The following is a 26,662-nucleotide window of genomic DNA, read 5'->3' as shown; positions in this document are numbered from 1 at the left end:
ATTCCGACGGCGGCCGGGACTAGGCCGGGCGGGAATCAGCCGCCTGCCGTCGGGCATCGCGCGCGGCGCCGCGCATCCCGACCGCATCGAAACGCTCGGCGACGGCGTTCAGCGCCGAATGGTCCCCTGCATTCAGAGCTTTCGCGTACTCGAGGGTGAGCCCGCCGAACACACATCCCACGTCGAGCCGGGCGAGCGTGTCGGCCGCCCGTACGTCGCCCAACCGCACCGCGTCCAGCAGTGCCCGCAGCGCCAGCGCCGTCTGCCCGCCCCGCTCGGCCGTCTTGGCGGCATCTCTCGCGGCCGCCACCGCGGCGTGCACGTCCCGGCGCGCGTGATGCGTCCACGCCCTGGCCAGGCCAAGCTCCGGAGCGAACAGCATCGACTTGAGGCCGTGCCGGGACTCCGCGCGCGCCAACGCCTTTCCCGCCTCCACCGTGGCGCCCTGCTGACCGAGCGCCTGCGTCAACAACATCCACGCCAGCGACGCCCAGGAGTAGCCGGTCGGCGTCAACTCCGCCGTCGCCCGGCGTAGCAGTTCGGTGGCAGCCGCCAGTTCACCCCGGGCGATCAGCACGTCGGCGACCACCACCTCGCCGATCGCCTGGCCCGGCTGCTGCAGCTGCGTGACGTCGGCCAGTTGCCGGGCCAGCTCCAACGCCCGCTGCAGCTCACCGGCCATCAGCAGCGCGGTGGTCTGGCCGAAGCCACTGGTGAATCGCAGCAACCCCGGGTGGTCAGCGGCCTGCGCCCGCTCGGCCAACGCGTTCACCTCGTCGAACCGGCCGAGCCGGGCACAGCTGAGTGCGGCGGCCGAGGCGGCCCAGCCCACCGCCGTACCGTCGGCCTCGGGAGTGGCCAGCACCTCGGTGGCGATCTCGACCGCCCGTGCCGGCGTCCCGGCGTTCATCGCGAACGTCGCCGACAGCGCGTCGACCGTCGCGCGGGCGCCCGGTGCGGACACCCGGGCCCGCACCGTCCGCAGGAATGCCGTCGCGCGCTCCGGCTCCGACAACATCCAGAACTGGTTCGCCGCCCGCGGCAGCGCCCACTCCATCAGGTCGTCCTCGCTGAGATCGGTGGGGTCGACCGCGGCGAGCACGGCGTCGGCGTCGCGGCCGCGCCCCTGCCACGCCAGCGCGTAGGCCAGCGGGAGCCGGGTGGCCAATCCACTCGCCGGGGTGACGGCCGCACGGCCCAACTGCTCGCTGAGGTGCAGGTCGCCCAGCCGCAGTGCCTCGGCGGCCGCATCGGCCATCACATCCGCCGGGAGTGCGTAATCGCTCTCGGCGGCGATGACGGCCAGCCACAACCGGTCGACCACCCCACCCGGCCCCGCCGCGGCCAGCTTCTCCACGAGCTCGGTGCGCATCCGGCGCAGGTCGGGTCCGCCGAGTTCGTCACGGGCCGCGTCGACGAAGAGCGGGTGTCCGGCTCGCACCAGTTCGTCGTCGACGGCGATCAGGCCGTGGCGCTGCGCGTCGGCGACCGCGTCGTCGCCGACGAGCGCCCGCAGAACCGGCAGCGGCACCGGGTCGGTGACCACCAGGTAGTGCACCGCCCTGCGGGTGGCGGCAGGCAGGTCGGCGAGGAACTCGGCCACCTGGGTCTCCAGCCGGGCGTCGTCGTGAGCCGCGGGATCGACGTCCACCCGGGCCAGCAGGTCGTCTTTCCACAGCGCGGACACCTCGTCGGGCGCCGGGCCGCCGACGGTGACGACCAGCCGGGTCGTCCCACGCAGGGCGAGCCGGTACAGCAGCGTCGCCGACAGCCGGTCGAGCAGATGCGCGTCGTCGACCACGATCAGCCGCCCGGCGAGCGCCGCCTCGGCGGCCCGCAACACCGCCGCCGTCTTGCCGTGCGCCGGGATGTCGACGACGTCGCGGAACGCCCCGAACGGCACCGCCCTCGCCGGCGCCGTCGCGATCACCCAGTCGGCGGGCCCGAGGTGCTCGACGGTCTGCCGCGCCAGCGTGGTCTTGCCGACCCCGGCCGGACCGACCAGCACCGCCCCGCCGCGGTCTCGCACCCCCGCCTCGAGTGCTCGCAGCGCCGGTTCGTGGTCAGCGGTAACCCAGTCGACAGGCACCGCCGGATCCTATGGCCAGCAGCTCAACAGCGACCGCGGATTCCCGATGCCGGCCGTGCGTCCGGGTCGGTGCGGCTCGTCTAGGTTGGCGGAATGTCCTCCCCAGCCGATCCCGTCGCCGACCGCCAACGGGCGGTGTGCGTCTACTGCGCGTCGGGTCCGACGCACCCCGAACTGTTGGATCTCGCCACCCGGGTGGGGGCGGCGATCGCTGACCGCGGCTGGACGCTGGTGTCCGGCGGCGGCAACGTCTCGGCGATGGGAGCGGTCGCCGACGGCGCGCGCTCACGCGGCGGCCGGACCATCGGCGTCATCCCCAAGGCGCTGGTGCACCGCGAGCTGGCCGACGTCGAGGCCGACGAACTCGTCGTCACCGACACCATGCGGGAGCGCAAGCAGGTCATGGAGGACCGCGCCGACGCCTTCATCGCGCTGCCCGGCGGGATCGGGACGCTCGAGGAATTCTTCGAAGCCTGGACCGCCGGTTATTTGGGTATGCATAGCAAACCCCTGGTCATGCTCGACCCGTTCGGGCACTACGCCGGCCTGATGGTGTGGTTGCACGGCCTGGTCGACAGCGGCTATGTCTCTCCCGGGGCGCTCGACCGGCTGGTTGTCGTCGACGACGTCGACGCCGCCATGGCGGTATGCGCACCGGTCGGGTGATGGCGGTCACACGCGGGGATAGGGTGTTGCGCACATACGACCATCGGAGGGGACGCACCGCATGACCGACGAGAAATCCGGCACCCGCAGCAGCGTGGGGCTGCTCGACATCGCCAGCCGCGTGCCGGGCCTGATCATGGACGTGCCGACCATCGTGCGAGGCGTGGTTACCGGATTCGGTGCCCGCCCGTCGGCCAAGACGTCGATCGGAAAGGTCTTCCAGGACCGGGCGGCCCGCTACGGCGACAACGTGTTCCTGAAGTTCGAGGATCAGGAGCTGACCTACCGCGAGGCGAACGAGACCGTCAACCGGTACGCGGCGGTGCTCGCGGCCCGTGGCGTCGGCCACGGCGACGTCGTCGGCATCATGCTGAAGAACTCGCCGGAACCGGTGCTCATCATGCTGGCCGCGGTCAAGTGCGGCGCCATCTCGGGAATGCTGAACTACAACCAGCGCGGCGACGTGCTCGAGCACAGCCTGGGCCTGCTCTCGGCGACCGTCGTCGTCGCCGACCCGGACTTCGTCGACCCGATCAAGGAGAGCGGCGCGGACACCGACGCGCTGCTCACGCTCGACGAGCTCAAGCGTCTCGCCGAGGAGGCGCCGACGGAGAATCCCGCGACCGCCTCCGCGGTGCTGGCCAAGGACAAGGCGTTCTACATCTTCACCTCCGGCACCACCGGGATGCCCAAGGCGAGCGTGATGACCCACTACCGCTGGCTGCGCGCGCTGGCCGGGTTCGGCGGCCTCGGCATGCGGCTCAACAGCGACGACATCCTGTACTGCTGCCTGCCGCTCTACCACAACAACGCGCTGACGGTGGCGCTGTCGTCGGTGCTGAACTCCGGCGCGACCCTGGCGCTCGGCAAGTCGTTCTCCGCGTCGAAGTTCTGGGACGACGTCATCCGGTACGACGCGACCGCGTTCGTCTACATCGGCGAGATCTGCACCTACCTGCTCAACCAGCCCGAGAAGGACACCGACCGGAAGCACCGGGTGCGGGTGATCGGCGGCAACGGGTTGCGGCCGGCCATCTGGGACGACTTCACCGAGCGCTTCGGTATCGACCGGGTGTGTGAGTTCTACGCGGCCAGCGAGGGCAACACCGCCTTCGTCAACTTCTTCAACGTCGACAAGACCACCGGCATCTGCCCGACGCCGGTGGCGTTCGTCGAGTACGACGAGGAATCCGGCGACCCGGTGCGCGACGACAAGGGCCGGGTGAAGAAGGTCAAGAACGGCGAGCCCGGCCTGCTGCTGTCCAAGGTGAGCAACTTCCAGCCGTTCGACGGCTACACCGACGAGAAAGAGTCGGAGAAGAAGCTCGTCCGCGACGCGTTCAAGAAGGGCGACGTGTGGTTCAACACCGGCGACCTGATGCGCTCGCAGGGCTTCGGGCACGCCGCGTTCACCGACCGCCTCGGCGACACGTTCCGCTGGAAGGGCGAGAACGTCGCCACCACCGAGGTCGAGGCCGCGGTCTCCAGCGACCCCCAGGTCGAGGAGTGCACGGTGTTCGGCGTCGAGGTGCCCGACACCGGCGGCAAGGCGGGCATGGTCGCCATCCAGCTCAAGGACGGCAAGGAGTTCGACGGGAAGGCGCTGGCGAAGGCGGCCTTCGACAAGCTGCCGATCTACGCGGTGCCGCTGTTCGTCCGGGTGGTCGAGGAACTCGCGCACACGTCGACCTTCAAGAGTCAGAAGGTCGACCTGCGCAAGGAGGGCTACGGCGGCAACTCCGGCGAAGGCGACGAAGAGGCGAACGACATCGAGGACCCGATCTACGTGCTGTCCGGCAAGGACGAGGGATACGTCGAGTACTACGACGAGTACCTCGGTGAGGTGAAGGACGGCAAGAAGCCGAAGTAACCGGGGGTGATTTGGGCGCGGTTTCGTTCGCTGAGCGAACGTAACCGCGCCGACATCGCCGGCGTCGATAGCCTGGACGGGTGGCGGCGACATTCCTCGGCCGCCCGGTCACCGGTGACCGGGCGCTGATCATGGCGATCGTGAACCGCACGCCGGACTCGTTCTACGACCGCGGCGCCACGTTCAGCGACGACGCCGCCAAGGCAGCCGCGCACCGCGTGGTCGCCGACGGCGCCGACGTGGTGGACATCGGCGGGGTCAAGGCAGGGCCGGGAACGGTGGTCGACGCGGCCGAGGAGATCGCCCGCGTCGTCCCGTTCATCGAGTGGCTGCGGGGCACGTACCCCGACGTGGTGATCAGTGTCGACACCTGGCGCGCCGAGGTGGCCAAGGCGGCGTGCGCGGCGGGCGCCGACCTGATCAACGACACCTGGGGCGGCCACGACCGGGATCTGCCCGAGGTGGCCGCCGAGTTCGGCGCGGGGCTGGTGTGCTCGCACACCGGCGGCGCCGTCCCGCGGACCCGGCCGTTCCGGGTGCGCTACGGCATCTCCGAGCGCGGCGTGGTCGACGACGTCATCGCCGAGGTGACGCAGTCCGCCGAGCGGGCCGTCGCCGCCGGAGTGCCGAAAGACCGCGTCCTGATCGACCCGACGCACGATTTCGGCAAGAACACTTACCACGGTCTTACTTTGTTGCGTCACGTGGAAGACCTTGTAAAAACTGGATGGCCGGTCCTGATGGCCCTGAGCAACAAGGACTTCGTCGGGGAGACTCTCGGTGTGGGTCTGACCGAACGCCTGGAGGGCACGCTCGCCGCCACCGCACTCGCGGCGGCGGCAGGAGCGGCGATGTTCCGAGTGCACGAGGTCGGACCCACTCGACGTGTACTGGAGATGGTCGCGTCGATACAGGGCGTGCGTCCACCGACGCGCACGGTGAGGGGACTGGCATGACTGCGATATCCGATCTGACAGCCGCCGAGGCGATCGCACGACACCGGTGGCTCGCCGACCACAGCTGGAACCGACCGTCGTGGACCGTCGCCGAACTCGAGGCCGCCAAGGCCGGCCGCACCGTCTCGGTGGTGCTGCCGGCACTGAACGAAGAGGCCACCGTGGCGAGCGTGGTGGAGACCATCACGCCACTGCTCGGCGGGCTGGTCGACGAACTGATCGTGCTGGACTCGGGATCCACCGACGACACCGCCATCCGCGCGATGGCCGCAGGCGCCCGGGTGATCAGCCGCGAGGCGGCGCTGCCCGAGGTGGCGCCGCAACCGGGCAAGGGCGAGGTGCTGTGGCGGTCCCTGGCGGCCACCACCGGTGACGTGATCGCCTTCGTCGACTCCGACCTGATCGACCCCGATCCGATGTTCGTGCCGAAGCTGCTCGGGCCGCTGCTGACCTGCGACGGCGTGCACCTGGTCAAGGGCTTCTACCGGCGTCCGCTGAAGGTCAGCGGCAGCGAGGACGCCAACGGCGGCGGCCGGGTCACCGAATTGGTGGCGCGTCCCCTTCTGGCCGCGCTGCGCCCCGAACTGACCTGTGTGCTGCAGCCACTGGGCGGCGAGTACGCGGGCACCCGCGAACTCCTCACCGCGGTGCCGTTCGCCCCGGGCTACGGGGTGGAGATCGGCCTGCTGGTCGACGCCTACGACCGGCTCGGCCTCGACGCGCTGGCCCAGGTGAACCTCGGCGTTCGGGTGCACCGGAACCGCCCGCTCACCGAACTGGCGTCGATGAGCCGTCAGGTGATCGCCACCCTGCTGACCCGGTGCGGCATCACCGACTCCGGGGTCGGGCTCACCCAGTTCTTCGCCGACGGCGACGGTTACACCCCGCGCTCGTCCGGCGTGTCGCTGGAGGACCGGCCACCGATGGTGACACTGCGCCCCCGCTGACCCTCCTGCGGGCTGTCACACCGGTCAGGCAGTATCGAGGACGTGACCCTGATCCTGCTGTACCTGGTGGTGCTGGTACTGGTGGCCATCGTGCTGTTCGCCGTGGGCAGCGCGCTGTTCGGCCGCGGGGAGTCGCTGCCACCCCTGCCCCGCGACACCACGGCCACGGTGCTGCCGGCCTCAGGCGTCACCGGCGCCGACGTCGACGCGCTCAAGTTCACCCAGACCCTGCGTGGTTACAAGGCCGGCGAGGTCGACTGGGTGCTCGACCGGCTCGGCCAGGAACTCGACCAGCTTCGCGGTGAACTCGCCGCGGTCCGCGGTGCGCACGGCCTCGACGCGGTCACCGGCGCCCGACGGGATCCCGCCGAGGCCGGCGCGCACGCCGCACCTTCGGGCGAGCCGGAACAGCCGTGACCGTCCCCACCGCGGTCGACGGCCGGACGCGGTGCGGCTGGATCGACCAGGGCCGGCTGGCGCCGCCGGATTTCGTGCTCTACCGCGACTATCACGACACCGAGTGGGGCAGGCCGCTGCACGATGCCGGCGCACTATTCGAGCGCATCAGCCTCGAGGCGTTCCAGAGCGGGCTGTCCTGGCTGATCATCCTGCGCAAGCGGGACAACTTCCGGCGCGCCTTCGCCGGGTTCGACGCCGAGAAGGTCGCCCGCTTCACCGACCGCGACGTCGGACGCCTGCTTGCCGACACCGGCATCGTGCGCAACCGCGCGAAGATCGACGCCACCATCGCCAACGCCCGCGCGGTCGCCGACCTCACCGACGCGGGAGTGGACCTCGGCGAACTGTTGTGGTCGTTCGCGCCCGCGGCCCGGCCGCGCCCCGCCGACCTTTCGCAGGTGCCTGCCGTCACGCCCGAGTCCACCGCGATGGCCAAGGACCTCAAGCGGCGCGGGTTCCGGTTCGTCGGTCCCACAACGGCGTATGCGTTGATGCAGGCCACCGGGATGGTCGACGACCACGTCGCGGACTGCTGGGTTCCGGTCGCCGCCGGGCGTCGCGCGGGCGCCGCGTCGGACTGATCTTGGCGGCGTCCCGGGCGCGTCATCGACGGGTCTTGCACATCCACCCCGGTGGATAGGGAACAATAGAGGTCGTAGCAGTTCAGCTCCGGGTGCTGCCGACGAGTGGGCAGCCCGGCCGACCAGGTGTGGCGCAGCCGCACCCGGCGGGATGGTTCATGGTGGAGGGAGCACTCGATGGCGGCGATGAAGCCCCGGACCGGCGACGGTCCTCTGGAAGCAACCAAGGAGGGGCGCGGCATCGTGATGCGGGTACCACTTGAAGGCGGTGGTCGACTCGTCGTCGAACTCACACCCGATGAGGCGGCCGCCTTGGGCGACGAACTCAAGGGCGTCACCAGCTAGTCGGTCAGCGACTTCGGCCGCTACGGGCAGACGTCGCGGTAGATCTGCAGGGTCTGCTCGGCGATGTGTGCCCACGAGAACTCCTCGATGCAGCGCTGCCTGCCGGCCTGACCGTATTCGCGGGCCTTGGCCGGCTCGGCGACCAGGGAGTTGACCGCGTCGGCCAGCCTGGTCTCGAAGAACGCCGTGTCGGTGGGGTCGTAGTGCACCAGTAGCCCGGTCTGGTGGTCGGCCACCACCTCGGGGATGCCTCCGACGTCGGAGGCCACCACCGGCGTCGAGCACGCCATCGCCTCGAGGTTGACGATGCCGAGCGGTTCGTACACCGAGGGACACACGAAAACCGTCGCGGCAGAGAGAATCTCGCGGATCTTGCCGATCGGCAGCATCTCGCGCACCCAGAACACGCCCGTGCGCGCCCGCGCCAGCTCCTGCACGGCGGCGGTCACCTCGGCGGCGATCTCCGGTGTGTCCGGGGCGCCTGCGCACAGCACCAGCTGGACCTCGGGGGCGAACCCGTGGGCGGCGGCGACCAGATGGGCCACGCCCTTCTGGCGGGTGATCCGACCGACGAACGCCACGATCGGCCGGCTCGGGTCGACGCCCAGTTCGGCCAGCACCGATTCACCGCGCTGCGGCTCGGCGGGGTACCACACCTCGGTGTCGATCCCGTTGCGCACGACGTGCACCCGAGCGGGACTCAACGCCGGGTAGGTGCGCAGCACATCGGCGCGCATCCCGGCGCTGACCGCGATCACGGCGTCGGCGGCCTCGACCGCGGTGCGCTCCACCCAGGACGAGACCCGGTAGCCGCCGCCGAGCTGCTCGGCCTTCCAGGGCCGCATCGGCTCCAGCGAGTGCGCCGTCAGCACGTGCGGAACGCCGTAGAGCAGCGCCGCGAGGTGACCGGCCAGCCCGGCGTACCAGGTGTGTGAATGCACCACGTCGGCCTGGCCGGCGCCGTTGACCATGTTGAGATCGGCCGACAGGGTGGACAACGCGGGATTGGCGCCCTTGAGCGCGGGATCGGGCTGCGCGACGAACGCGCCTGGGCGATCGGCGCCCATGCAGTGCACGTCGACGTCGCACAGCTTGCGTAGCTGCGCGACGAGTTCGGTCACGTGCACGCCGGCCCCGCCGTACACCTCGGGTGGGTACTCCCGCGTCATCATCGCCACCCGCATGCCTACGACGGTAGTTGTCGCGACGCGCCGCCGCAGGCTTGTTTTGAAGCTGCCGTGGGCCGGGTACGCATATGGCGTTGCGGTGCCAAACGCCTTGACAGACCGGCCTTCAAAACGGTCAATGGCTGGCCCTGGTGGGTACCGGCGGATAGGTTTGGATCATGAGGGAATTGCCACATGTGCTGGGCATCGTCCTGGCCGGCGGGGAAGGCAAGCGGCTCTACCCGCTGACGGCCGACCGGGCGAAGCCCGCGGTTCCCTTCGGCGGCGCCTACCGGCTCATCGACTTCGTGCTGTCGAACCTGGTCAACGCCCGGTATCTGCGGATCTGCGTTCTCACGCAATACAAGTCGCATTCACTGGACCGGCACATCTCGCAAAACTGGCGGCTGAGCGGCCTGGCCGGCGAGTACATCACCCCGGTGCCCGCCCAGCAGCGGCTCGGGCCGCGCTGGTACACCGGGTCGGCCGACGCGATCTACCAGTCGATGAACCTGATCTACGACGAGGATCCCGACTACATCGTCGTGTTCGGCGCCGACCACGTGTACCGGATGGACCCCGAGCAGATGGTCCAGTTCCACATCGAGAGCGGTGCCGGGGCGACCGTGGCCGGTATCCGGGTGCCCCGTGCCGAAGCGAGTGCGTTCGGGGTCATCGACGCCGACGAGTCCGGACGGATCCGCAGCTTCATCGAGAAGCCCGCCGATCCGCCGGGTACGCCGGACAATCCCGACGAGGCGTTCGTCTCGATGGGCAACTACATCTTCACCACCAAGGTGCTCATCGACGCCATCCGCGCCGATGCCGACGAAGACCATTCCGACCACGACATGGGCGGCGACATCATCCCGCGGCTGGTGTCCGACGGCATGGCCGCCGTCTACGACTTCTCCAACAACGAGGTGCCCGGCGCCACCGAACGCGACCACGGGTACTGGCGCGACGTGGGAACCCTCGACGCGTTCTACGACGCACACATGGACCTGGTGTCGGTGCACCCGGTGTTCAACCTCTACAACAAGCGCTGGCCGATCCGCGGGGAGTCCGGGAACCTGGCGCCTGCGAAGTTCGTCAACGGCGGTTCCGCGCAGGAGTCGGTGGTCGGCGCCGGAAGCATCATCTCCGCTGCGTCGGTGCGCAACTCGGTGCTGTCCAGCAACGTCGTCATCGACGACGGCGCGATCGTCGAGGGCAGCGTCATCATGCCGGGCGCCCGCGTCGGCCGCGGAGCGGTGGTGCGCCACGCGATCCTGGACAAGAACGTCGTCGTCGGGCCGGGGGAGATGGTCGGCGTCGACCTGGAGAAGGACCGCGAACGCTTCGCGATCAGCGCCGGCGGAGTGGTCGCCGTCGGTAAGGGCGTCTGGATCTAGCTCGTCACCCGCCGCGGAACGGCGTTCCCGGCGCTCAGGTGGGCGGCTCGAGCGCCGTGCCTGCCGTCTCGGTTCTGCGGCGCCGTCGCCGGCGACGCAGCAGCGCGACCGCGATCCACGCCAGCAGCACCAGTGCGACCAGCACCAGCACGGGCAGCAACACCGCCACGAACACCAGGCCGATGCTGGTGACGTCCTCGAGTGTGGAGAGCACCGGCGCGGCGACACCGGCGGTGGCGACGTTGGCCGCCGGCCGCACAGCCGACTTGGTCAGCGACACGGCGAGCGCGGTGACGACGCCGATCGCGACCGGCACCCACTGACCGGACTCGGCGAATGCGCCGGGGTCGGTGACCGCACCGGTCTGCGCCGCGGTGCCGGAGCCGAAGACGATGCCGCCTGCGGTGGGCCGCACGAACGTCTGGATCATGTCGTTGACGGTGTCGAGCGCCGGGATCTTGTCCGCCACCACCTCGACGGCGAGCAGCACCGCGACGATCGCCATCACCCAGCCGTTCTCCAGCCAGGACCAGGTGTGTGGCAGCGACACCAGGTCGGTGAACCGGGCCAGCAGCCCGAGAGCGAGCAGCGGGATGTAGGCGTTCAGTCCCGCGGCGGTCGCCAGGCCGAGGCCGGTCAGCAGCTCCACTGAGCCATTATGAGCGCGTCACCACACGAAGGGCAGCAACCTGAAGCGCACCTGGCCGGTGTATTCGCGGTACCCGGCGAGTTGTTCGACCAGCAGCTTCTCCTCGTCGATGATCCGCAGGGCGAGAAGCGCCAGTCCCGGCACGATCGCGACGAGACCCCAGTAGGAGTCCAGGGCCGGCGGGGTGCCGAGGAGCATGACGACCGCGCCGGTGTACATCGGGTGCCGCACGATGCCGTACAGGCCGGTGGACGCCAGCGGCTGGTCCGCCTCGACGGTCACCGTCGCTGCGGCGTAGCGGTTCTGAATCACCACCAGCTGGGCGACCAACAGGCCCACCGCGACCAGCACGTAGCCGATGACGACGACGGGCCCCGGCACCGAAGACCAGCCGAACCGGTGATCGAGGGCGCTGACCACGAGCATCGCGACGACCAGCAGCACGACGCCGGCGACGACGAATCGCTGCACCGGACGCGCTTCGGCGGTCGGGCCTGCGTTCATCCGGCGCTGCATGGCGGCGGGATCGCGGATCGCCAGGTACAGACTCGGCCCGATCGTCGACACCACGAACACGGCGATGAACACCCACGCCTGCCAGTAGTCAACGGTTCCGGCGGGCACGAACAGTGCCAGCCCGAAGAAGACGAAGGAGAACAGTGCCGATCCGAAAGTCTGCAGTGCGATCTTCACGGTGCTCCTCAGCGCACGTCGCGGCGGCGGAAGGCGAGGACGCCCGCAGCGATCAATGCGGCGTCGATCGTCAGCAACCACAGTAGCGGCGTCGCGGTGAACCCACCGGTGCCGACATGCGGGATGTGCACGAACGGTTCGAGATCGATCAGCCACTGCGGTGAATTGCCCAGCGATCCCAGCAGGAACACCGCGATGAAGACGACCAGGACACCCCACGCGACCGGCGTGAACCGCGGCGCGATCCCGAAGATCGCCATGGTCACCGCCGCCAGCAGCCACACGGCGGGCAGCTGCACCGCGGCGGTGCCCAGCACCGTGGGCAGCGTGCCGGAGACGTCTCCCGCACTCGCGCCGTAGGCCAGGCCGGTGACCGCGCCCGACAGCAGCAGTGCGACTGCCGATCCCACGATGGGGAACACGAGATGACTTGCCAGCCAACGGGTTCGGGCAACGGCGCCGGCGAGCATAGTCTCCGCCCGCGCGCTGCTCTCCTCCTGGTGCAGCCGCAGGGTCAGCGAGATCGCGAACGCCGCGGTCACCATGCCGAGCATGTTGAATGCCACCGCGATGAACGCCTGTTCCATGACGTCGCTGCCGCCGAGACGGCTCACGATGTCACGGGAGATCTCGCTGTTGCCGATCTCCTCGCCGATGCCGTTGACGATGCTGCCGATCAGCAGTCCGTACAGACAGAGGCCGACCGTCCAGACCAGCATCGACCCGCGGTTGAGGCGCCATGCCAGCGACGTCGCGCCGCGCAGGCCGCCACCCGCGCGAGGTGCGCCGGGCCGCTCGGCGATCAGTCCGGCGCCGACGTCGCGACCGGACAGCAGCCGGTAGGCGACGACCGCCAGGATCGCGGTGAGCAGCACGTGCAGCGCCAGCACCGCGAACCGGTCGCCTGCGAACGGGCGCACCTGCAGCGACCAGCCCAGCGGAGACAGCCACGTGAGGAATTCCGCGCGAGGTCCGGCGTCGCCGACGGCGCGCAGGGTGAACGCCGCACCCAGCACACCGAATGCGGCGCCACGGGCGAAGCGGGCGCTCGGCGAGAGCTGGGCCGCCACGGCCGCGACGGCGGTGAAGACCAGGCCCGAACACGCCAGCGCCAGTGCGAAGGCGAGTGAGCCGGTGACGGGGATGTCGAGGGTGGCCAGGCCCGCGAAGCCGATGACCCCGGTGAGCACCGACGCACCGGCCGACAGCAGCAGCGCCGCGGTGAGGCTCGCGTACCGTCCGACAGCGGTCGAGTCGAGGAGTTCGGTGCGGCCGGTCTCCTCGTCGGCGCGGGTGTGCCGGATGACGGTCAGGATCACCGCCACGGCGATGAGCACGTGGAACATGCCGGCCTTCCAGATGCCGACGGCACCGAGGCTGTCGTTGTAGACCTGGCCGTAGAGCGCCCGTTGGGCCGGGCTGGCCATGATGGTCGCGGCCAGCGACGCGCGGTCGGCCTGCGTCGGGTAGACGGCCTCGGTGCTGCCGACGTACACGGTGGCCAGCGGGACCGACAGCAGCAGCACCCACAGCGGCACCACGATGCGGTCGCGACGGAGGTAGAGACGAAGCAGCCCAGCGGTTCCCGAGAAATGGGAGCCCCGTGGCGGGGCCTGATGGGCGGGCTGGTGGTGCGGGCGGTCCAGGGTGGTGCTCACGCCGTCACCTTCTCGGGCTCGTCGTCGGAGGTGTCGCTGGTGTCGTAGTGCCGCAGGAACAGGTCCTCCAGCGTCGGCGGCTGGCTGACCAGGCTGCGCACCCCTGCGTCGCCGATCGCCTTGATCACCTCACCGAGCCGTTCGGCGTCGACCTGCGCGCGCAGCGTGTGCCCGTCGACCGAGACGTCGGCCACGCCGTCCATGCCCAGGAGGCGCTCGAGCTGACCTGCGTCGCCGACCATCTCGGCCTTGATCGACGTCCTGGAGAGGTGCCGCATCGACTCCAGCGTGCCGGATTCGACAGTGCGGCCCGCGCGGATGATGGTCACCCGCTCACAGAGCGCCTCGGTCTCGGCGAGGATGTGGCTCGACAGCAGCACTGTGGCGCCACGGTCGCGCGCCTCGGCGACGCACTGCTGGAAGACGTTCTCCATCAACGGATCGAGTCCTGTGCTCGGCTCGTCGAGGAGCAGCAGGCGGGCGCGTGAGGAGAACGCGGAGATGAGCGAGACCTTCTGCCGGTTGCCCTTCGAGTACGTTCTGGCCTTTTTCGACGGGTCGAGGTCGAACCGCTCGACGAGCTCCCGGCGGCGCGTCTCGTCGAGACCGCCGCGCATCCGGGCCAGCAGGTCGATGGTCTCGCCGCCCGTCAGCGACGGCCACAGCGTCACGTCGCCGGGCACGTAGGCGATCTGCCGGTGCAGGTCGACCGCGTGGGTCCACGGGTCGCCACCGAGCAGTCGCACGGTGCCGCCGTCGGCGCGCACCAGGCCGAGCAGGATGCGGATGGTCGTCGACTTGCCCGCGCCGTTGGGGCCGAGGAAGCCGTGCACCTCGCCTTCGGCGACGGACAACTCGAGTCCGTCGAGCGCGTGCGCTGCGCCGAATCTCTTGACCAGGCCGTGGATCTCGATGGGTTGGGTGCCGGGTGTCGTGGCCATCACTTCTCCTTCGACGTGGGGATGGGCTCACCCGTCGCCTGTTGGGCGACGAAAGCGTCGTACATCGTCGAGTCGGCCATCAGGCCGTGGGAGTACACCTCGAGCGCGGGGATGACCATGTCCTGGGCGTAATCGCGCAGCACGGCGCGCAGATCGGTCGGGTCGGAGTGCATCTGCAGGTACAGCAGGAAGCTGCCGCCGTTGGTCATCGCAAGATATTTGGCCCGCGCCTTGGGATCCCGGCTGGGCTTGATCGTGCCGGCGCGCACACCTTCCTCCATGTACTGCTCGACATTGTCGATCATGTTGTGCCAGAACGCTTTCGCCAGCTCACCGCCGGACTGCATGCTGCGCACCAGGTAGGCCATCATCGGCGCGTAGGACTCGATCTCGGCCATCTGGGCGAACCACGTCGAGGGGTCGTTGCTCTGGATCGATGCGGACTTGGTGCTGCGGATCTGTTCGGCGATGTACTCGTCGCAGACTTTGCGCAACCCGTCCTTGGAGCCGAAGTGGTGGATCACCAGCGCGGCGCTCACCCCCGCGGCGTCGGCGATCGCGCGCAGTCCCACCGTGAAGCCGTTCTGGCCGAACTGGTCGATCGCCGCGTCGCGGATGCGCGCGATGGCCGTCCTGTCCTCCGGTGCTGAACGCATGTTCAGTAGACTAAACGCGCGTTCAGCCCGCGGTCAAGAGCTGACTGCTCGCAGAGATCAGGGGTGTGCGGAGGTGTCAGTCGCGGGCGGCGGCCAACAGGCCGTCACCCAGCGGCACCAGAACGGGGGTGAACCGTTCGTCCTCGGCGATCAGCCGGGCCGCCTCACGCACTGCGCTGACCTCGGCGTCGTGCGCCGACGCATCGCCGGCACGGCCGCCGAGTGCGGCCCGGTGCACCACGATCGCGCCGCCGGAGCGCAGCAGCCGGACGCCTTCGACGACGAACTGCGGCTGGTCGATCGGGTCGGCGTCGATGAACACCAGGTCGTAGGACTCGTCGGCGAGGCGGGTCAGCACATCCTGGGCGCGGCCGCTGATCAGCCGGCTGCGGCCCGGCCCGATTCCGGCTTCGCCGAATGCCTGCTTGGCGATCCGCTGGTGCTCGGGCTCGACGTCGATGGTGGTGAGCACGCCGTCCTCGCGCATGCCCGACAGCAGCCACAGGCCGCTCACCCCGGCGCCGGTGCCGACCTCGACGACCGCTCGCGCGCCCGTCAGGCGGGCGAGCACGCTGAGCAGCGCGCCCACCGCAGGCGTGACCGCGCCGGCGCCGATGTCGACCGCGCGCTCACGGGCGGCAGCGACGATGGAGTCCTCCGAGATGGACTGCTCGGCATGGTTGACGATCGCCGCGGCCCGGCTGGACGGCTGCGCGGTCGGGTCGTCGGTGCTGGCCATGCCCGCAGCGTAGATCGCGCGTCCCGCGGCGAAAGCGTCGACACGCCCGCGCGGCAACGTGTGATTTGCGTCGTAAATGCCGGGTTTTCCCTGGTTGGACTAGGGGTAGACACGTTTCTCAGGGAAACTTCAGTGTGCTCATACGCGCTGCACACTGCGATGAGGAACGGTATCGGCATGGAGAACGGCGGACGCTGGCGCTTCGGGAATAACGACCTGGACGGTCGCGTTGCCGCGAACATCGAGCAGTCGTCGTCTGACGACGGCCCTGACCTGGAGGATCTGACGACCACCACCGCTGCACAACCGGCTCCCGTCACGATGGCGCACCTCGAGCAGTACGCCGACTCGGACTGGGTGGAGACGACCGACGAGCTGACCGGCACCGCGGTCTTCGACGCCACCGGCGACAAGTCGTCGATGCCGTCCTGGGACGAGCTCGTCCGTCAGCATGCAGATCGGGTGTATCGGTTGGCCTACCGCCTGTCGGGCAACCAGCACGACGCAGAGGACCTCACGCAGGAGACGTTCATCCGCGTGTTCCGGTCGGTGCAGAACTACCAGCCCGGCACCTTCGAGGGCTGGCTGCACCGCATCACCACCAACCTGTTCCTGGACATGGTCCGGCGGCGCGGCCGCATCCGCATGGAGGCGCTGCCCGAGGACTATGACCGCGTCCCGGCCGACGACCCCAACCCAGAGCAGATCTACCACGACTCGCGTCTCGGCCCCGACCTGCAGGCCGCCCTCGACTCGCTGCCGCCGGAGTTCCGCGCCGCGGTCGTGCTGTGTGACATCGAGGGTCTGTCGTACGAGGAGATCGGCGCCACGCTCGGAGTGAAGCTGGGCACCGTGCGCAGCCGCATCCACCGCGGCAGGCAGGCGCTGCGTGACCACTTGGCCCGCCACTCGTCGGAAACGGCCAGATCCGCCTGACCGTCACAGGTGTCCGGCGGGACGTCTCGCGCTACATTCGAAGTGAGCACCGCGCGCCGAATGAGTGGAGAGGAGCTGGGTGATGGTCGACCCGGGACATGTGTTCCGTCGCGCTTTCTCCTGGTTACCCACCCCCTTCGCGTCGCAGAACGACGCGCCGGTCGGAGCGCCGCGGCAGTTCGGCTCCACCGAGCACCTCTCGATCGAGGCGGTGGCGGCGTTCGTCGACGGCGAACTCGGCATGAACGCCCACCTGCGCGCCGCGTCGCATCTCTCGCTGTGCGCACAGTGCGCGGCCGAGGTGGAGGCGCAGGGCCAGGCCCGCTCGGCGTTGCGGGATTCGCGTCCGATCGCCGTGCCGACCTCACTGCTCGGGATGTTGTCGCAGATCCCGCACTGCACCCCGCCTCAGCCGGCCGAAGAGCCGGCACAGCCGCAGTTTGCTGATGACCCGACCCGGGCCCGTCGCAAGCGCCGGTAGGCTAGATGCGAGTCAGCTCGACCTGCGCCGGCGACGGCGGGCGCTCCCAGCAGAAGGTGAATGACGCGTGAGCAATCAGGACCCGTCCGGCGACAGCCAGCGTCTGGACCCGCGCCCTGTCGACCGCCCCGCAGTCGACCCCGCCGCCCAGCGCGCGTTCGGCCGCCCCGACGGGTTCCGCGGCTCCTTCGTCGCCGAGGCCGAATTCCGCGACCGCGGCGAGTACACGCCGAGGGACAAGGCCGCCGACCCCGTGCTGGCCGAGGCGTTCGGGCGGCCGCGGGCAGGCGGCGATTCCCTGCAGCGCCACCCTGCGGATGCCGGCGCACTGGATGCCGAACGCGACGCCGGACTCGCCGACGAGACCGACGACCCCTGGCGCAATCCCGCATCCGCTGCGTCGTTGGGCACTCCCGCCATGCCGCAGTCCACGGCGACGCACGCTGCCGCCCCTGTCGGCCGGCTCGGCGTCCGCGACGTGGTCTTCGGTCGGCGGGTGTCGTTCGTGGCACTCGCGATCGTGGGCGTGATCGCCCTCGTCGTCGGCGTGCTCGGCGGTTGGATCGGCTACCTGACGGCCGATCCGGTGTCGGCATTCACCACCTCCGAGGCGACGCTCGACACCGCCGACGCCGACGACCCGCCCGAGGGCCGGTTCATGAAGGTGGCCGCCGAGGTCGCCGACGCGGTGGTCACCATCGAGGCGACCGTCGGCAAGGAGGGCTCCCAGGGTTCCGGGGTGGTGGTCGACCCCCGCGGCTACGTCGTGACCAACAATCACGTCATCTCCGAGGCGGCCACCAAACCGGCCGATTCGAAGATCAAGGTCGTGTTCAACGACGGCAAGGAGGTTCCGGCCAACCTGGTGGGCCGCGACCCCAAGACCGACCTCGCCGTGCTGAAGGTCGACAACGTCGACGACCTGAGCGTCGCGAAGCTCGGGGACTCCGACAAGCTGCGGGTGGGCGAAGAGGTGATCGCCGCGGGCGCGCCACTCGGCCTGCGTAGCACGGTCACCCAGGGCATCATCAGCGCGCTGCACCGGCCGGTGCCGCTGTCGGGTGACGGCTCAGACACCGACACCGTGATCGACGGTGTCCAGACCGACGCGTCGATCAACCACGGCAACTCCGGCGGACCGCTGATCGACATGAACGCCAACGTCATCGGCATCAACACCGCGGGCAAGTCACTCTCCGACAGCGCCAGCGGCCTCGGCTTCGCGATCCCGGTCAACGAGGTCAAGATGGTGATGGACGCGTTGATCAAGGACGGCCGGATCTCCCATCCGACACTCGGCCTCACCGCGCGGTCGGTCAGCAACGACGTCGCGTCCGGCGCCCAGGTCGCCAACGTGAAGGCCGGCAGTGCCGCGGAGCAGGCCGGCATCCTGGAGAACGACGTCGTCGTCAAGGTCGGGTCGCGGGAAGTGGCCGACGCCGACGAGTTCGTCGTCGCGGTGCGGCAGCTCAAGATCGGCGAGCCCGCGCCGATCGAGGTGATGCGCGAAGGCCGTCCGGTGACGCTGACGGTGACCCCGACGCCCGACAACACCGTCTGACCATGTTCGCCAACATCGGCTGGGGCGAGATGCTGCTCCTGGTGATCGCGGGTCTGGTGATCCTCGGCCCGGAGCGGCTGCCCGGCGCCATCCGGTGGACGTCGGGGGCACTGCGCCAGGCCCGCGACTACGTCAGCGGCGCCACCACCCAGTTGCGCCAGGATCTCGGACCGGAGTTCGACGACCTGCGCGAGCCGCTCAGCGAGCTGCAGAAGCTGCGCGGGATGACGCCGCGGGCCGCGCTGACCAAACACCTGCTCGACGGCGACGACTCGATCTTCACCGCGTTCGACAAGCCGACCGAGAAACCGGTGAGCGCACCGACTCCGCCGGTCCCGCCGCAGGCCGCGGCCGAGCCGCCGAGCCCGAGTACGCCGGCGACAACGCGGTTCGACACCGACGCCACCTGATCAGCGCCCGTCGATCCGGGCCGGCACAGCCGCGGCATCAGACGAAGTACTTCTCGTCCCCGCTCGGGTAGCCGCCGCCGTTGGTGGCGATGTGGACGTGGTCGAAGTGGTTGAGCGTCTCGTTGCCGTAGTCCGCGGTCCAGCTGGGGGCACCGACGCCCGGATAGAAGCCCTGCCGCCAGATGACGTGGATGACGCCCCAGCGCTTGGCGTTCGCGAGGGCATAGCCGGCGATCTGGTTGCCGAGCGCGATGCCTTCCTCGCTGCCGTGGTTCGGGATCATCACGTCGATCGCCAGACCGTTGGGGTGCCATTTCAGCGCGTCCTGCCGGTATCCGCCGATGGTCTTGATCTCCGGGAACAGCGCACTGATGGCACGCGCGGCGCGGATGGTGTTCACCTGCAGACCGGATTCCGGGGCGATGCCGCGCGGCAGCTCGAACAAGGTGGGGGTGGTGGCGACCGGCGCCTGTGCCGCCAGCAACTCGGCGACCGGCGCGGGATTGCCGGCAGGCGGCGGCCCGGGGGGCACGATGGCCTGCTGGTTGGCCGTCTCTGGGGGTGACTCGGCGGTCGGCGGCTTGGCGGCCTGCACGTAGAGCAGCGCTGCCGAGATGACAACGGAACCCACCAGCGCCAGCAACCGGCCGCGGCCGTTGGCGGAAGGTGCGCTAGTCACGAGTCAGCACTCTAGTGTCGCGGGTCGCGTGGTGTGGGGCTGTTGGTGTTGATGGTAAGAAAATCGACCCTCAGCGGCCGGCGGGATCGAGGCCGAGCGACATGCCTGCCAGCCCGCGCTTGCGTGCCGACAGAGCGTCGGCGACGCCGCGAAGCTCCTTGCCCGCCGGCGAATCCGGGGCGCTGAGCACCAGCGGAACGCCCGAGTCGCCCGCGTCGACGAGCGCCTTGTCGATCGGCACCTGACCGAGCAGCGGCACGTCGGCGCCCACGGAACGGGACAGACTCTCGGCCACCTGGCGGCCACCGCCCTCGCCGAACAGCTGCAGGGTCGACCCGTCGGGCAGCAGCAGTCCCGACATGTTCTCCACCACGCCGACGATTCGCTGACGGGTCTGCAGGGCGATCGCGCCGGCCCGCTCGGCTACCTCGGCGGCGGCCGCCTGCGGCGTCGTCACCACCAGGATCTCCGCGCCCGGGATCAGCTGTGCCACCGAGATCGCGATGTCGCCGGTGCCGGGCGGCAGGTCGAGCAGCAGCACGTCGAGATCGCCCCAGTACACGTCGGCGAGGAACTGCTGCAACGCGCGGTGCAGCATCGGCCCGCGCCACACGACCGGGGTGTTGCCCTGGGTGAACATCGAGATCGAGATGACCTTCACCTCGTGGGCGATCGGCGGCAGGATCATCGAGTCGACCTGGGTGGGCCGGTCGGTCGTGCCCATCATCCTGGGCACCGAATGGCCGTAGATGTCGGCATCGAGCACGCCGACGGCGAGTCCGCGCGCGGCCATAGCGGCGGCCAGGTTCACCGTGACGCTGGACTTACCGACTCCGCCTTTGCCGGAGGCCACCGCGTACACGCGGGTCAGCGAATTGGGTTGGGCGAACGGGATCACCGGTTCGCGGGAGTCGCCGCGCAGCAGTACGCGCAGTTCGGCCCGCTGCTCGTCGTTCATCACGTCGAGGCTGACCTTGACGGCGCCGGTGCCGGGCACGTCGGCGACCGCCTGCTGCACGCGTTCGGAGATCTCGGTCTTCTTCGGACACGCGGAGGTGGTCAGGTAGATCTCGACGTGGACGCTCGAGTCGGCCTCGATCGTCACGTTCTTGACCATGCCGACCTCGGTGATCGGCCGCCGCAACTCGGGGTCGACGACCTTGGTCAGCGCGGCGCGCACCGCACTCTCGAGCTCAGAGGAAGAAGAAGACATCACCCGCGAGTGTAGGCCGCTGCTGCGGTCCGTCGTGACCGCGGCCGGTCAGGCGGGAGGGCCGGGCGCCGGACCCGGTGCCGGGCCGGGCGCCGGCGGAGCTGCCGCGCCGGCCGCCGGTCCGGGGGCCGCAACCGGGGGAGCGACGGGGCCGGGCGCGGGAGCCGATGCCGGAACACCGGGGCCGGGCGCCGGACCCGATGCCGGGGCGCCGGGACCGGGAGCGGGAGCCGATGCGGGAGTGGCGTTCCCGTCGAGGCAGAACACCACGCAACGCGGTGCCGGCGGTGGCTGCATCCACGGCGGTGTCCACGGCGGCGGAACCGGCGCAGGGGGTGCGGAAGCGACGGGTGCCGGTGCCGGTCCGGGCAGCGGGCCGAGTGACTGGCCGGGCGCGAAGCCGGGGACGTCTCCGGGAGGGGCGCCGGCGCGGCCCATGAGCGGCATCAGAGCGAGCGGGTCGTCGGCGGGCAGGCCTGACGCGTCGCGCGGCATCCCCGGGCCCAGCCCCTGGTAGGCGGCGAGGTGACCGGCATCCAGCGGGCCGAGTACCGGCGCGCTCCCGGTGATCGGCGGCAGGTTCACCGGCATGACGCCGGTCGCGTACCCGGCGGCCCAGCTCAGTACGTTGCGGGCATAGGCGACGGAGTTGTTGTAGCGCAGGATCGCCGTCATCACCTGGGACTGGTCGCGCAGGTTGAGCCCGCCGCTGCAGAGGTAGCGTGCGGCGCCCAGCGTCGCGTCGAACAGGTTCTGCACCTCGGCCTTGCCGTCGCCGTCGCCGTCGGACTTGTAGCGGGCCCACGTGCCGGGCAGGAACTGCATCGGACCCTGCGCCCTGGCGTACGTCACCCGGTCGGCCGTGCGGCTCTGGACGATGACCTCGTTGCCCGCAAGGGTGCCGTCCAGTGCCGGACCCAGGATCGGCTGCCGTGCGGTGCCGCGGGCGTCGGTGGCGCCGCCGTTGGCGTGCATGGACTCGATGCGTCCGATTCCCGCCAGCAGGTTCCAACTCACACCGCACCCGGGGTACGACTTCGCCATCATCCGTTCGGCATTGCGGTACGCGCTCAGGGCCATGGCCGGGATGCCGAGGCTGCCCGGCGCGTTGACGACCGCGGCCGGCGGCGGGGCGGACGCCGACGAGGCGGCGATCCGGTAATCCCTCGGCGCCATCTTGACCGCGATCACGTTGGGGCCCAACCGGTCCCGGGGAGAAGGCTCGACGGCGGCCAGCGGAGTCACCGCCGAGTCCCGCGTGGTGATGCTCGCATCGGGTGCGGAGGCGCCGACGGCGCCGACGAGAATGACGGGTATCAGCACGGCGATACCGAACGCGGGCGAGCCCAAGGCCCGCCCTGCGTGACGTCGTGCGGCCGCGACGGCCGCCCCTCCCCCTATGCGCACTCAACCGTCCTCGGTCCGCGGTGACGTGTGAACCAAGTCACCATACCCATCTCTTGTTACGCGTGTTATCGCATTGGTCCACTGATGCGTTAACTGGACCGCTTGCCCCGCCGTTCGCTCCCGTCGGGCCTCGCGTCCCTTGTCGCTGCATCCCCGGCCGGTTCGAGCGCGGCGATCATTTCGCGGATCTCCTCGAGCTCGCGCCTCATGTAGTCGCGGGTGACCACTTCGCCGACGGCCAGTCGCAACGCCGCCAGCTCACGGGCCAGGTACTCGGTGTCCGCCTTGGTCTGGGTGGCGCGGCGCCGGTCCTCTTCGAGCGACACCCGGTCGCGGTTCTCCTGCCGGTTCTGGGCCAGCAGGATCAGCGGCGCGGCGTAGGCCGCCTGGGTGGAGAACGCCAGGTTCAGCAGGATGAACGGGTAGGGGTCCCACCGCAGGCCGACCGCGAACAGGTTCAGCGCGATCCAGACGATCACGATCATCGTCTGCACCGCCAGGTATCGGCCGGTGCCGAGGAAGCGCGCGAGCTTCTCGCCGTACTGCCCGACGACCTCGCGGTCGAAGTTGACGGAGAAGCGCCGCCGCGACGACCGCGGGGTGTCGAGCCGGCTGCGCGCCGACGAGTCGCTCATGCCGATCCCTCGGTGCCGGAGAGCTCCGGTTCGTCGGCACGCTCGCGCCAGTCGTCGGGCAGCAGGTGGTCGAGCACGTCGTCGACCGACACCGCGCCGACCAGATGGTTCTCCTCGTCGACCACCGGACCGCAGACCAGGTTGTAGGCGGCGAAGTAGCGGGTGACGGCGGCCAGGGAGTCCTCGGGCGCCAGGCTCGGCAGGTCGGAGTCGAGGATGCCGCTGACGAGCGCGGCCGGCGGCTCCCGCAGCAGCCGCTGCAGGTGCACGCAGCCGAGGTACTGGCCGGTCGGGGTGGCGGTGGGTGGCCGGGCGACGAACGCCAGCGACGCCACCGCCGGCGTCAGGTCGGGGTCGCGCACCCGCGCGAGTGCCTCGGCGACGGTGTTGTCGGGGGCCAGCACCACCGGTTCGGAGGTCATCAGACCGCCCGCCGTGTCGGGTGAATGGCTGAGCAGGCGTCGGACGTCCTCCGAATCCTCGGGATCCATCCGCCGCAGCAGCGCCTCGGCGTCGGCCGGCGTCATGGTGCCCAGCAGGTCGGCGGCGTCGTCGGGGTCCATCGCCTCGAGCACGTCGGCGGCGCGGTCGGTCTTCAGATGATTCAGCACGTCGGCCTGGTCGTCCTCGGGCAACTCCTGCAACACGTCGGCGAGGCGTTCGTCGTCGAGGGCGGCGACGAGTTCGTAGCGCCGCTTGGCGGGCAGCTCGCGGATCGCATCGGCAACCTCGATGGGCCGCTGGCCCTCGAACTGCTCGAGCAGCGAGGCCACTCCCTGGTCGGGCATGGCCAATCCGGACGGCGTCAAGCCGTGCACGTTCTGCCAGTCGACGATGTGGATATTGCTGCGCCTGCCGAGTCTTCGCTGCGGGCGCACCGCGACGCGGGTGACCTTCCAGTCCCTCGTCCTGGTCTGCTCGATGCCGAGATCGACCACCACGACGTCGATTCCGGCGAGCTGCGGCAGATCGGGATCGTCGACTCTGACCCGGGTCTCGAGCACCTGCCCGAGCACCAGCACCTCACCGGGCCGCTGCGAGAACTTGCGCAGCGACACGTTCGCGGTGTTGAGCGTCGCCGCGCTCGGCTCGATCGCCGTCACCCGCAGGATCGGCACGAAAATCCTTCTGCGGGTGAGCAGTTCGACCACGAAACCCAGAACGCGAGGCTGATGCCTGACGATGCTGATGCTGATCACGACGTCGCGCACCCGGCCGATCGATTCGCCGTCGGGACCGAGCACGGCCATGCCCGCCAGCCGTGCCGCATAGACCCTGTTCACCGACGCCATGCCTCAAAGGGTAAAGAGTGGACCCGTGCACAACGCATATCGACCCCGCCGAACCTGCCTGTCCGTTCCCGGTAGCAGCGCCAAGATGATCGAGAAAGCCAAGGGCCTGCCCGCCGACGAGGTGTTCCTCGACCTCGAGGACGCGGTGGCCGCCGACGCCAAGGCCGACGCCCGGCGGCAGGTGGCGGCCGCCCTGGCCGGCCCGGAGTGGTCGGGTCAGCTGCGCGGTGTCCGGGTCAACGACTGGACCACGCCGTGGACCCACGCCGACGTGATCGAGGTGGTCACCTCCGTCGCCGAAGCCGGCGGGACGCTGGATCTCATCGTGCTGCCCAAGGTCACCGACGTGTCGCACGTTCAGGCGCTCGATCTGCTGCTGACGCAGCTGGAGACGATGCACGGCCTCGAGATCGGCGGAATCGGCATCGAGCCGCAGATCGAGAATGCCCAGGGACTGACCAACATCGACGCGATCGCCGCCGGCCCGCGGGTGCAGGCGCTGGTACTCGGCCCGGCCGACATGATGGCCAGTCTCAACATGCGCACGCTGGTGGTCGGTGAACAGCCCGAGGGTTACGACGTGGGCGACGCGTATCACCATGTGCTGATGCGCATCCTGATCGCCGCGCGCACACACGGGGTGGCGGCGATCGACGGACCGTTCCTCAAGGTGCGCGACGTCGACGCGTTCCGCCGGGTCGCCGGCCGGTCGGCAGCGCTGGGCTACGACGGCAAGTGGGTGCTGCACCCCGAGCAGATCGCGGCGGGCAACGAGATCTTCAGCCCGCGGCAGGACGACTACGACCACGCCGAGCTGATCCTCGAGGCCTACGAGTGGCACACGTCGCGCGCGGGCGGTGCGCGCGGCGCGGTGATGCTCGGCGAGGAGATGCTCGACGAGGCGAGCCGGAAGATGGCGCTGGTGATCGCCGCCAAGGGCCGTGCCGCCGGGATGAGCCGCACCGGCGAGCGGTTCGAGCCGCCCGCTCAGGCAGGAAGCGCTACGGCGCCCACTGCGGGCTCATGAACACCAGGCCCGCGATGACGATCAGGTAGATCGCGTAGAACGCCAGCACCACGGCGCCGAGGATCACCGCCGTCAGTGCCAGCCCGTGACCCTCCTGGCCGGTGCGGCGGGTGTCGCGCATCGCGATGACGCCGAGGACCACCCCGACGATCGCCGGTGCGCCGCACAGCACGAGGCCCACCGCCGAGGCGACCAGCGCGATGATCGCATTGGTGTTGGTGCCCGGCGGACGGCCGTACCCACCGGGCGGCGGCGCATACCCGGCATGACCGGGGTAGCCCGACAGATGATTCGGAGTCGCGGCCCACTGGCCGGGCCATGGCGCTTCGGGTGGACGCGGCGAGTTCTCCAGCGACGGGTACTCGACGCCGCGCGAGTGCGGTTCCGGGTCGCCGGTCACGCCGAACTCATCATCGCGCCCCAGACGATCAGACTCAGGAACAGCGTGACTCCGCCGACCGCGATGCCCGCGATGGCGAGGCCCTTACCGCCCTCCTGGTTCTGCTTGATCTGGTTCAGCGCGACGATGCCGAGCACGATGCCGATGATCGAACCGATGAAGCACAGCAACCCGACGGCCGATGCCACCAGTGAGCCGATCGCCAGACCGTTCGTCTTGCCCGGCGTGCCATAGGCGCCGTAGTAGTCGGGCGGGGGGTAGCCGGCGGGCGAGCCGAAGCCGGCCGGTGGCGGATATCCGGGCTGCGCCGGGTAGCCCTGCTGCGACGGGTACCCCGAGGGCGGCGGGTAGCCGGCGGGCGGCGGATAGCCCGCAGGCGGCGGATAGTTGCCCGGGGTGCCGTAGCCGCCACCGGGCGCGGTGTAGCCGCCGGCGCCGTACTGCGGGGGCGGGTAGCCGCCGCCCTGACCCTGGTACGACGGATCCGGGTAGGACGGCGGCGGGTAGGAAGAACCCGGGTAGGCCGGCGGCGGCGAGTAGTCCGGCGGCGAGAAGCCCGGCGGCGGATAGCTCGGGGGAGCGGCGTACGCGGGCGGCAGATCGGTGGGCCCGGCCGACGAGGGAGCCACGTCGGCCTGGGCGGACTGCTCGATCGGCGGCGCCTCGTACCCGCTGGTCCCGGGCGCCTCGTAGCCGCCCGAGGCCGGCTCGGCGGACCCGGAGGAGGACTCGGATGATGACGTCTCGCCTGCGTTCCCGTCCGGATTGGTCATGGGTTTCAACCTAGCGCAACACGCCCATCGCCCGTGATC

Annotated in this window: 28 protein-coding genes; 13 read left to right on the top strand and 15 right to left on the bottom strand. The window is 70.1% G+C overall.

What is annotated here, in order from left to right; genetic code table 11:
* Positions 1–19: 19 nt before the first annotated feature.
* On the bottom strand, positions 20–2,089 hold the full coding sequence (locus AB0K11_RS07425) for an AAA family ATPase (protein WP_364974201.1): 2,070 nt from the start codon (positions 2,087–2,089) through the stop codon (positions 20–22).
* A gap of 93 nt (positions 2,090–2,182) precedes the next feature.
* Here AB0K11_RS07425 and AB0K11_RS07420 point away from each other — a divergent pair, with 93 nt between their 5' ends.
* The 7 genes from AB0K11_RS07420 to AB0K11_RS07390 all read left to right on the top strand — a co-directional run bounded on the left by AB0K11_RS07420 (position 2,183) and on the right by AB0K11_RS07390 (position 7,913).
* Positions 2,183–2,755: a TIGR00730 family Rossman fold protein gene (locus tag AB0K11_RS07420; protein WP_364974198.1), complete on the top strand. Its 573-nt coding sequence runs from the start codon at positions 2,183–2,185 to the stop codon at positions 2,753–2,755.
* Positions 2,756–2,816: 61 nt separating this feature from the next.
* Positions 2,817–4,625, top strand: coding sequence for a long-chain-acyl-CoA synthetase FadD6 (gene fadD6, locus AB0K11_RS07415; RefSeq protein ID WP_364974196.1), 1,809 nt, complete (start codon positions 2,817–2,819; stop codon positions 4,623–4,625).
* A gap of 131 nt (positions 4,626–4,756) precedes the next feature.
* The gene (gene folP / locus AB0K11_RS07410; RefSeq protein ID WP_364976659.1) at positions 4,757–5,581 is read left to right on the top strand and encodes a dihydropteroate synthase; all 825 of its coding nucleotides are present in this window, start codon (positions 4,757–4,759) and stop codon (positions 5,579–5,581) included.
* On the top strand, positions 5,578–6,528 hold the full coding sequence (locus AB0K11_RS07405; protein WP_364974194.1) for a glucosyl-3-phosphoglycerate synthase: 951 nt from the start codon (positions 5,578–5,580) through the stop codon (positions 6,526–6,528). Before folP ends, AB0K11_RS07405 begins: the two co-directional genes overlap by 4 nt.
* Before the next feature lie 42 nt (positions 6,529–6,570).
* On the top strand, positions 6,571–6,945 hold the full coding sequence (locus AB0K11_RS07400; protein WP_364974192.1) for a DivIVA domain-containing protein: 375 nt from the start codon (positions 6,571–6,573) through the stop codon (positions 6,943–6,945).
* Positions 6,942–7,568, top strand: a complete 627-nt coding sequence (locus tag AB0K11_RS07395) for a DNA-3-methyladenine glycosylase I (protein WP_364974189.1) — start codon at positions 6,942–6,944, stop codon at positions 7,566–7,568. Before AB0K11_RS07400 ends, AB0K11_RS07395 begins: the two co-directional genes overlap by 4 nt.
* Before the next feature lie 177 nt (positions 7,569–7,745).
* Positions 7,746–7,913 carry a DUF3117 domain-containing protein gene (locus AB0K11_RS07390; RefSeq protein ID WP_003406247.1) on the top strand — a complete coding sequence of 56 codons (168 nt, stop codon included), beginning with the start codon at positions 7,746–7,748 and terminating at the stop codon, positions 7,911–7,913.
* A 20-nt stretch (positions 7,914–7,933) separates the two neighbouring features.
* On the opposite strand, the gene glgA is transcribed toward AB0K11_RS07390, so the two are convergent.
* Positions 7,934–9,097 carry a glycogen synthase gene (gene glgA, locus AB0K11_RS07385; RefSeq protein ID WP_364974185.1) on the bottom strand — a complete coding sequence of 388 codons (1,164 nt, stop codon included), beginning with the start codon at positions 9,095–9,097 and terminating at the stop codon, positions 7,934–7,936.
* A gap of 161 nt (positions 9,098–9,258) precedes the next feature.
* Between glgA and glgC the strand changes: the two genes are divergently transcribed.
* Positions 9,259–10,473, top strand: coding sequence for a glucose-1-phosphate adenylyltransferase (glgC, locus tag AB0K11_RS07380; RefSeq protein ID WP_364974183.1), 1,215 nt, complete (start codon positions 9,259–9,261; stop codon positions 10,471–10,473).
* Between the two features lie 34 nt (positions 10,474–10,507).
* Here glgC and AB0K11_RS07375 read toward each other — a convergent pair whose 3' ends face one another.
* From AB0K11_RS07375 to AB0K11_RS07350, 6 genes are all read right to left on the bottom strand, one after another.
* Complete coding sequence (locus AB0K11_RS07375) at positions 10,508–11,122, bottom strand: DUF4126 domain-containing protein (RefSeq protein WP_364974181.1); 615 nt, start codon at positions 11,120–11,122, stop codon at positions 10,508–10,510.
* Positions 11,123–11,140: 18 nt separating this feature from the next.
* Positions 11,141–11,809, bottom strand: coding sequence for an isoprenylcysteine carboxylmethyltransferase family protein (locus AB0K11_RS07370; RefSeq protein ID WP_364976657.1), 669 nt, complete (start codon positions 11,807–11,809; stop codon positions 11,141–11,143).
* Between the two features lie 14 nt (positions 11,810–11,823).
* Positions 11,824–13,473: an ABC transporter permease gene (locus AB0K11_RS07365; RefSeq protein WP_364974178.1), complete on the bottom strand. Its 1,650-nt coding sequence runs from the start codon at positions 13,471–13,473 to the stop codon at positions 11,824–11,826.
* Complete coding sequence (locus tag AB0K11_RS07360; RefSeq protein WP_364974175.1) at positions 13,470–14,414, bottom strand: ABC transporter ATP-binding protein; 945 nt, start codon at positions 14,412–14,414, stop codon at positions 13,470–13,472. Before AB0K11_RS07360 ends, AB0K11_RS07365 begins: the two co-directional genes overlap by 4 nt.
* Positions 14,414–15,070, bottom strand: a complete 657-nt coding sequence (locus AB0K11_RS07355) for a TetR family transcriptional regulator (RefSeq protein ID WP_364974172.1) — start codon at positions 15,068–15,070, stop codon at positions 14,414–14,416. The genes AB0K11_RS07360 and AB0K11_RS07355 overlap by 1 nt, the downstream gene beginning before the upstream one ends.
* Positions 15,071–15,146: 76 nt before the next feature.
* The gene (locus AB0K11_RS07350; protein ID WP_364974169.1) at positions 15,147–15,809 is read right to left on the bottom strand and encodes an O-methyltransferase; all 663 of its coding nucleotides are present in this window, start codon (positions 15,807–15,809) and stop codon (positions 15,147–15,149) included.
* Positions 15,810–15,986: 177 nt separating this feature from the next.
* Here AB0K11_RS07350 and sigE point away from each other — a divergent pair, with 177 nt between their 5' ends.
* The 4 genes from sigE (at position 15,987) to tatB (ending at position 19,197) form a co-directional block, all read left to right on the top strand.
* Complete coding sequence (gene sigE, locus AB0K11_RS07345) at positions 15,987–16,745, top strand: RNA polymerase sigma factor SigE (RefSeq protein ID WP_364976654.1); 759 nt, start codon at positions 15,987–15,989, stop codon at positions 16,743–16,745.
* An 82-nt stretch (positions 16,746–16,827) separates the two neighbouring features.
* Entirely contained in the window at positions 16,828–17,226 is a 399-nt protein-coding gene (gene rseA / locus AB0K11_RS07340; RefSeq protein WP_364974167.1) for an anti-sigma E factor RseA, read from the top strand.
* 67 nt (positions 17,227–17,293) lie between these two features.
* The gene (locus AB0K11_RS07335; protein ID WP_364974164.1) at positions 17,294–18,787 is read left to right on the top strand and encodes a trypsin-like peptidase domain-containing protein; all 1,494 of its coding nucleotides are present in this window, start codon (positions 17,294–17,296) and stop codon (positions 18,785–18,787) included.
* Positions 18,788–18,789: 2 nt separating this feature from the next.
* The gene (gene tatB / locus AB0K11_RS07330; protein WP_364974161.1) at positions 18,790–19,197 is read left to right on the top strand and encodes a Sec-independent protein translocase protein TatB; all 408 of its coding nucleotides are present in this window, start codon (positions 18,790–18,792) and stop codon (positions 19,195–19,197) included.
* Positions 19,198–19,234: 37 nt separating this feature from the next.
* On the opposite strand, the gene AB0K11_RS07325 is transcribed toward tatB, so the two are convergent.
* From AB0K11_RS07325 to AB0K11_RS07305, 5 genes are all read right to left on the bottom strand, one after another.
* The gene (locus AB0K11_RS07325) at positions 19,235–19,876 is read right to left on the bottom strand and encodes a glycoside hydrolase (RefSeq protein ID WP_364974158.1); all 642 of its coding nucleotides are present in this window, start codon (positions 19,874–19,876) and stop codon (positions 19,235–19,237) included.
* Positions 19,877–19,946: 70 nt separating this feature from the next.
* A complete protein-coding gene (locus AB0K11_RS07320) occupies positions 19,947–21,089 on the bottom strand; it encodes an Mrp/NBP35 family ATP-binding protein (RefSeq protein ID WP_364974156.1) in 1,143 nt (380 codons plus the stop codon).
* 48 nt (positions 21,090–21,137) lie between these two features.
* On the bottom strand, positions 21,138–22,496 hold the full coding sequence (locus AB0K11_RS07315) for a lytic murein transglycosylase (protein WP_364974154.1): 1,359 nt from the start codon (positions 22,494–22,496) through the stop codon (positions 21,138–21,140).
* 89 nt (positions 22,497–22,585) lie between these two features.
* Complete coding sequence (locus AB0K11_RS07310; protein WP_364974152.1) at positions 22,586–23,131, bottom strand: DUF1003 domain-containing protein; 546 nt, start codon at positions 23,129–23,131, stop codon at positions 22,586–22,588.
* Complete coding sequence (locus AB0K11_RS07305) at positions 23,128–24,423, bottom strand: CBS domain-containing protein (RefSeq protein ID WP_364974149.1); 1,296 nt, start codon at positions 24,421–24,423, stop codon at positions 23,128–23,130. Before AB0K11_RS07305 ends, AB0K11_RS07310 begins: the two co-directional genes overlap by 4 nt.
* A 25-nt stretch (positions 24,424–24,448) precedes the next feature.
* Between AB0K11_RS07305 and AB0K11_RS07300 the strand changes: the two genes are divergently transcribed.
* A complete protein-coding gene (locus AB0K11_RS07300; RefSeq protein ID WP_364974147.1) occupies positions 24,449–25,450 on the top strand; it encodes a CoA ester lyase in 1,002 nt (333 codons plus the stop codon).
* On the opposite strand, the gene AB0K11_RS07295 is transcribed toward AB0K11_RS07300, so the two are convergent.
* Together AB0K11_RS07295 and AB0K11_RS07290 are read right to left on the bottom strand one after the other, a co-directional pair.
* On the bottom strand, positions 25,425–25,850 hold the full coding sequence (locus tag AB0K11_RS07295; protein ID WP_364974144.1) for a DUF4190 domain-containing protein: 426 nt from the start codon (positions 25,848–25,850) through the stop codon (positions 25,425–25,427). The two genes, AB0K11_RS07300 and AB0K11_RS07295, sit on opposite strands and share 26 nt — an antisense overlap.
* Positions 25,847–26,623: a DUF4190 domain-containing protein gene (locus tag AB0K11_RS07290; RefSeq protein WP_364974141.1), complete on the bottom strand. Its 777-nt coding sequence runs from the start codon at positions 26,621–26,623 to the stop codon at positions 25,847–25,849. Before AB0K11_RS07290 ends, AB0K11_RS07295 begins: the two co-directional genes overlap by 4 nt.
* Positions 26,624–26,662: the final 39 nt, after the last annotated feature.

Source organism: Mycobacterium sp. NPDC050551 (assembly GCF_040674075.1).
GTDB lineage: Bacteria > Actinomycetota > Actinomycetes > Mycobacteriales > Mycobacteriaceae > Mycobacterium.
The sequence above is the reverse complement of the archived record's forward strand: the minus strand, read 5'-3'. Positions and strand labels throughout refer to the sequence as shown.

Bases quoted from the DNA above. Each gene is read 5' to 3' on its own strand.
- AB0K11_RS07290 (WP_364974141.1), bottom strand. From the start codon at position 26,623: ATGACCAATCCGGACGGGAACGCAGGCGAGACGTCATCATCCGAGTCC.
- AB0K11_RS07320 (WP_364974156.1), bottom strand. From the start codon at position 21,089: ATGTCTTCTTCTTCCTCTGAGCTCGAGAGTGCGGTGCGCGCCGCGCTG.
- AB0K11_RS07405 (WP_364974194.1), top strand. From the start codon at position 5,578: ATGACTGCGATATCCGATCTGACAGCCGCCGAGGCGATCGCACGACAC.
- AB0K11_RS07420 (WP_364974198.1), top strand. From the start codon at position 2,183: ATGTCCTCCCCAGCCGATCCCGTCGCCGACCGCCAACGGGCGGTGTGC.
- tatB (WP_364974161.1), top strand. From the start codon at position 18,790: ATGTTCGCCAACATCGGCTGGGGCGAGATGCTGCTCCTGGTGATCGCG.
- sigE (WP_364976654.1), top strand. From the start codon at position 15,987: ATGGAGAACGGCGGACGCTGGCGCTTCGGGAATAACGACCTGGACGGT.
- AB0K11_RS07310 (WP_364974152.1), bottom strand. From the start codon at position 23,131: ATGAGCGACTCGTCGGCGCGCAGCCGGCTCGACACCCCGCGGTCGTCG.
- rseA (WP_364974167.1), top strand. From the start codon at position 16,828: ATGGTCGACCCGGGACATGTGTTCCGTCGCGCTTTCTCCTGGTTACCC.
- AB0K11_RS07360 (WP_364974175.1), bottom strand. From the start codon at position 14,414: ATGGCCACGACACCCGGCACCCAACCCATCGAGATCCACGGCCTGGTC.
- glgA (WP_364974185.1), bottom strand. From the start codon at position 9,097: ATGCGGGTGGCGATGATGACGCGGGAGTACCCACCCGAGGTGTACGGC.
- fadD6 (WP_364974196.1), top strand. From the start codon at position 2,817: ATGACCGACGAGAAATCCGGCACCCGCAGCAGCGTGGGGCTGCTCGAC.
- glgC (WP_364974183.1), top strand. From the start codon at position 9,259: ATGAGGGAATTGCCACATGTGCTGGGCATCGTCCTGGCCGGCGGGGAA.
- AB0K11_RS07305 (WP_364974149.1), bottom strand. From the start codon at position 24,423: ATGGCGTCGGTGAACAGGGTCTATGCGGCACGGCTGGCGGGCATGGCC.
- AB0K11_RS07355 (WP_364974172.1), bottom strand. From the start codon at position 15,070: ATGCGTTCAGCACCGGAGGACAGGACGGCCATCGCGCGCATCCGCGAC.
- AB0K11_RS07350 (WP_364974169.1), bottom strand. From the start codon at position 15,809: ATGGCCAGCACCGACGACCCGACCGCGCAGCCGTCCAGCCGGGCCGCG.
- AB0K11_RS07390 (WP_003406247.1), top strand. From the start codon at position 7,746: ATGGCGGCGATGAAGCCCCGGACCGGCGACGGTCCTCTGGAAGCAACC.
- folP (WP_364976659.1), top strand. From the start codon at position 4,757: ATGGCGATCGTGAACCGCACGCCGGACTCGTTCTACGACCGCGGCGCC.